The organism is Deinococcus sp., from assembly GCF_030523985.1.
GTDB lineage: Bacteria > Deinococcota > Deinococci > Deinococcales > Deinococcaceae > Deinococcus.
In genome coordinates, this window is the sequence record NZ_JAUNHK010000157.1 from 1 (window position 1) to 4,156 (window position 4,156).

At 64.9% G+C, this 4,156-nt stretch carries 4 protein-coding genes; 3 read left to right on the forward strand and 1 reads right to left on the reverse strand.

Annotation, left to right across the window (positions count from 1 at the left end; translation table 11 throughout):
* Positions 1 to 414 (forward strand): DUF817 family protein (locus Q4C89_RS14190; RefSeq protein WP_303103276.1); only part of this gene is annotated, 414 nt, incomplete at its 5' end.
* A 28-nt stretch (positions 415 to 442) separates the two neighbouring features.
* On the opposite strand, the gene Q4C89_RS14195 is transcribed toward Q4C89_RS14190, so the two are convergent.
* On the reverse strand, positions 443 to 1,444 hold the full coding sequence (locus Q4C89_RS14195) for a sugar-binding transcriptional regulator (protein WP_303103277.1): 1,002 nt from the start codon (positions 1,442 to 1,444) through the stop codon (positions 443 to 445).
* Between the two features lie 170 nt (positions 1,445 to 1,614).
* On the opposite strand from Q4C89_RS14195, the gene Q4C89_RS14200 reads away from it, so the two are divergent.
* Complete coding sequence (locus Q4C89_RS14200; RefSeq protein WP_303103278.1) at positions 1,615 to 2,451, forward strand: MIP/aquaporin family protein; 837 nt, start codon at positions 1,615 to 1,617, stop codon at positions 2,449 to 2,451.
* 141 nt (positions 2,452 to 2,592) lie between these two features.
* Positions 2,593 to 4,089, forward strand: a complete 1,497-nt coding sequence (gene glpK, locus Q4C89_RS14205; protein ID WP_303103279.1) for a glycerol kinase GlpK — start codon at positions 2,593 to 2,595, stop codon at positions 4,087 to 4,089.
* Positions 4,090 to 4,156 lie beyond the last annotated feature (67 nt).

A 4,156-nucleotide genomic window follows, 5' to 3' on the forward strand; every position in this document is an offset into this window, starting at 1 on the left:
CACCATGCGCCGCCCGTGGGTGTTCAGATCGGCCTCGCGGCGGCGGCGTACCTCAACTTTTTTACCCATCACTATGGCCCGGACTTGCGACTGGTCATCAGCCTGGGCCTGCTGGCAGCCTTCGCACGGACCAGGGTCGGGTTCGTGGTCGCCGGGCGTGACTGGCAGATGCCGCTTCCGCTGTCTTTCGTACTGATCGGCTTTTTTGTCTTCCTGGCCGAGAATGCGGCGACCTGGCTGGGCGCGTGGGTCTATCCCCATCAGGTGGGGGGCTGGCATCCGGTTCACCTCGCCAAACTGCTGTCCTGGACGCTGATGGTGGCTTTTCTGGTCGTCAGCAGCCTGAAAACCTGGGAGGCGCGGCGCAGTGACCACCGAGTCCGGTCATTGCCCTGTGTAGAGCAGAAGAACTGAGGCGTTCACGCCCTCAAGCGACAGGCATTCAAAGGTTTATCTCAGCGTCTCTCGCCACCCCGTCCAGCATGGCCTGGGCCGTCGTTTCATCCACGATCAGCGTGCGGCACAGCCCGCCATCCAGCGCCGCCCGCAGCGCCCGCGCCTTGCCGGGGTCGGCCACCACACAGGTCGCCTGGGGATGCTGGCGAATCAGCGCCAGGTCGGGGCCACTGGCGCGTCCGTTGATGGTCAAGCCCTCACCGCGCCCGTCTTGTCTGAAAAACACGGTGGCAATGTCTCCCACTGCCCCCTGCGCTGCCAGTTCGGCCACGTCGTTTTCGTCCAGATACCCGGCGGTGTACACATAACTCGGCAGCGCGGCGTCCTGACTGCCGACGCTGAACAGCAGCACCTCGGCGCGGCGTTGCAGTTCCAGCACATGCTGCACGCTGCGTTCACGCCACATGGCCTGTTTGGTGGCAGGGTCGTCGAAAAAGGTGGGCACGGGAAACAGGTGTACCTGCCCACCCACCGCCTGCGCCAGCCGGGTCAGCGTGCCGCCGACAAAGCCCGAGCTGAACTCCAGCACGCTGGCACTGCCGTTGAGCTGCACGAACTGCACGCCGCTGACCGGGCGCGGGGGCAGGGCGCGGCTGACGGCGTCGATGGTGTTGCCCCAGGCCAGCCCCACCACCATGCCGGGCCGCAGCGCCGCTGCCAGCCAGTGCGCCGCCGCCACCGCCACCCGCTCCAGCCGCATGTCCTGCGAGGCGTAGGGGGGCAGGCCGACGACCTGAACATCCACGCCGGGCCAGCGTTCCAGCAGGCGGGCGCTCAAATTCTGCGGGCGGCCCTGGAGGTCGTGGATGCGAATGTCCACGATGCCACTGCGCCGCGCCAGGGCCAGCAGGCGCGACACCCGCGAGCGTGACGTGCCCAGTTCGTGGGCAATCGCGTCGGTGGTGAGTTGTTGCTGGTAATAGAGCCGCGCCACCTGCACGGCCTGGGTCAGTTGCTCCTCATCGGCAACGGGTTCGGGCAAAGGCATAGAGGCCAGCATAAACCCCACTGAGCAGGATATGAACAGATGTTCAGCGCCCCTTGACAAATGTGCAAGCCGGGTGCAACCGTGGGGGTATCGACATCTGTGAACGCTGCGGGAGCGGCGCGGCAAGGCGGCGCAGGCCATGACCTGAGCGGCGTGCCGGGGGGAGGACTATGAAATTTACGGCGGCGCAGGAATTCATTGCCGAGCTACTCGGCACACTGGTTCTCATTCTGTTCGGGTGCGGCGTGGTGGCGATGGTGGTGCTGTTCGCCTCCACCAACCCGCCCATCCCAGGGCAGATTGTGAGCGGCGGCTACACCAACATCACCCTCGGCTGGGGCTTTGCCGTGCTGATGGGCATTTTCATTTCGGGTGGCATCAGCGGGGCGCACCTGAACCCCGCCGTCACGCTGGCGATGGCGGTCACGGGCCGTTTTCCCTGGGCCAAAGTGCCGCACTACGTTCTGGGGCAACTGCTGGGCGCTTTCCTGGGCGCGGCGATTGTCTTTGCCGTCTACTACGCCAAGTGGCAGCAATTCGACCCTGGATTCGACCATACGACGGGCGTATTTGCCACTTTCCCTGGCGTGGCGGGCACCTTCTGGCCTGGCATGATCGACCAGATTGTCGGCACCGCGCTGCTGGTCGCGCTGATTCTGGCGATTGGCGACAAGCTGAACAACCCCGTCGCCGCCGCCTGGGGGCCGCTGGCGGTGGCCTTCGTGGTCATGGCAATTGGCATGAGCTTTGGCGGAATGCACGGCTACGCCATCAACCCCGCCCGCGACTTCGGGCCGCGCCTATTTGCGCTGGTGGCTGGCTTCAAAAACACAGGCTTTGAGAACGGCGTGTGGCTGGTTCCCGTCATCGGCCCCCTGATTGGCGGCGTGCTGGGTGCGCTGATTTACGACTCCATGATCGGCAAGGCGCTGCTGCGGGCCGACGAAAGTGCGCGGCAACTGACCAATCAGCAAGGCGTCGACCCCGAGTACAACATCAAGCACTGAGGAGAAGGCCCCTCACCCCTGCCTGCGGCAGGCCCTCTCCCCAGGGTAGAGGGTCGGATTTAACCCCCTCTCCTTGGGGAGAGGGCCTTGCAAAGCAAGGGGTGAGGGGTCTTCCAATCCCTTCCCCAAAGGAGAACAACCATGTCCACTCAGTACATCCTCGCCCTCGACCAGGGCACCACCAGCAGCCGCGCCATCGTGTTTGACCATGCGGGCAACATTCGCGGCGTGGGCCAGAAAGAATTCAAGCAGCACTTTCCCAAACCCGGCTGGGTCGAACACGACGCGGCGGAAATCTGGAGCACCCAAATCGGCGTGGTGGGCGAGGCGCTCAGCAAGGCGGGCATTCGGGCCTCGGACATCGCCGCCATCGGCATCACCAACCAGCGCGAAACCACCGTCGTCTGGGACAGAAAAACGGGCCAGCCCATCCACCACGCGATTGTCTGGCAAGACCGCCGCACCGCTGGGTACTGCGACTCCATCCGCGAGCAGCACGGGCAAACGCTGCAAGACAGGACGGGGCTGGTGCTGGACGCCTACTTCAGCGGCACCAAGGTCAAGTGGCTGCTGGACAACGTGGAAGGTGCCCGCGAACGCGCCGAGAAGGGCGAACTCGCTTTCGGCACCATCGACAGCTGGCTGGTCTACAACCTGACGGGCGGCGAACTGCACATCACCGACGCGACCAATGCCAGCCGCACCTTGCTTTACAACATCCACACGGGCGAGTGGGACGACGAACTGCTCCAGATTCTGGACGTGCCGCGCTCGGTGCTGCCCGAAGTGCGCGACAGCAGCGAAGTGTACGGCCAGACCTCCGAGGGGCTGCTGGGCGCACGGGTGCCGATTGCGGGCATCGGCGGCGACCAGCAAGCGGCGACCTTCGGGCAAGCCTGCCTGGAAAAAGGCATGGCGAAAAACACTTACGGCACGGGCTGCTTCATGCTGATGAACACCGAGGGCGAAGCCGTGCCCAGCCAGAACAAACTGCTCACCACCGTGGCGTGGCAACTGGGTGGCAAGCGCACCTACGCGCTGGAAGGCTCGGTCTTTATCGGCGGGGCGGTGGTGCAGTGGCTGCGCGACGGACTGGAAATCATTCGCAGCAGCAGCGAAGTCGAAGCCCTGGCGGCGAGCGTGCCCGACAGCGGCGGCGTGATGCTGGTGCCCGCCTTCGTGGGGCTGGGTGCGCCCTACTGGGACAGCTACGCCCGTGGCACCATCGTCGGCATTACGCGTGGCACGACCAAAGCGCACATCGCCCGCGCCGCGCTGGAAGCCGTCGCCTTTCAGAGTGCCGAACTGCTCGAAGCCATGCAAAAAGACAGCGGGGCCAAGCTGCTGGAACTGCGCGTAGACGGCGGGGCCAGCAACAACGACCTGATGATGCAGTTCCAGGCCGACATTCTGGGCGTGCCCGTAGTGCGGCCCAAAGTCACCGAAACCACCGCCCTGGGCGCGGCGTACCTGGCGGGGTTGGCAGTGGGCTTCTGGCAAAGCACCGACGAAATCTCCGCGCAGTGGCAGGAAGACAAGCGCTTTGAGCCGCAAATGGACGAAGCCGAGCGCACCCGCCTGATGAACAGGTGGAAAAAGGCCGTCGAGCGCAGCCGCGACTGGGCCGACGACGAATAAGGGCAAGACCAGCAACGCCACCAGCAGCGGGGAACCCTCGCGGAGCTGGTGGTTTTCGCTTTGCTAG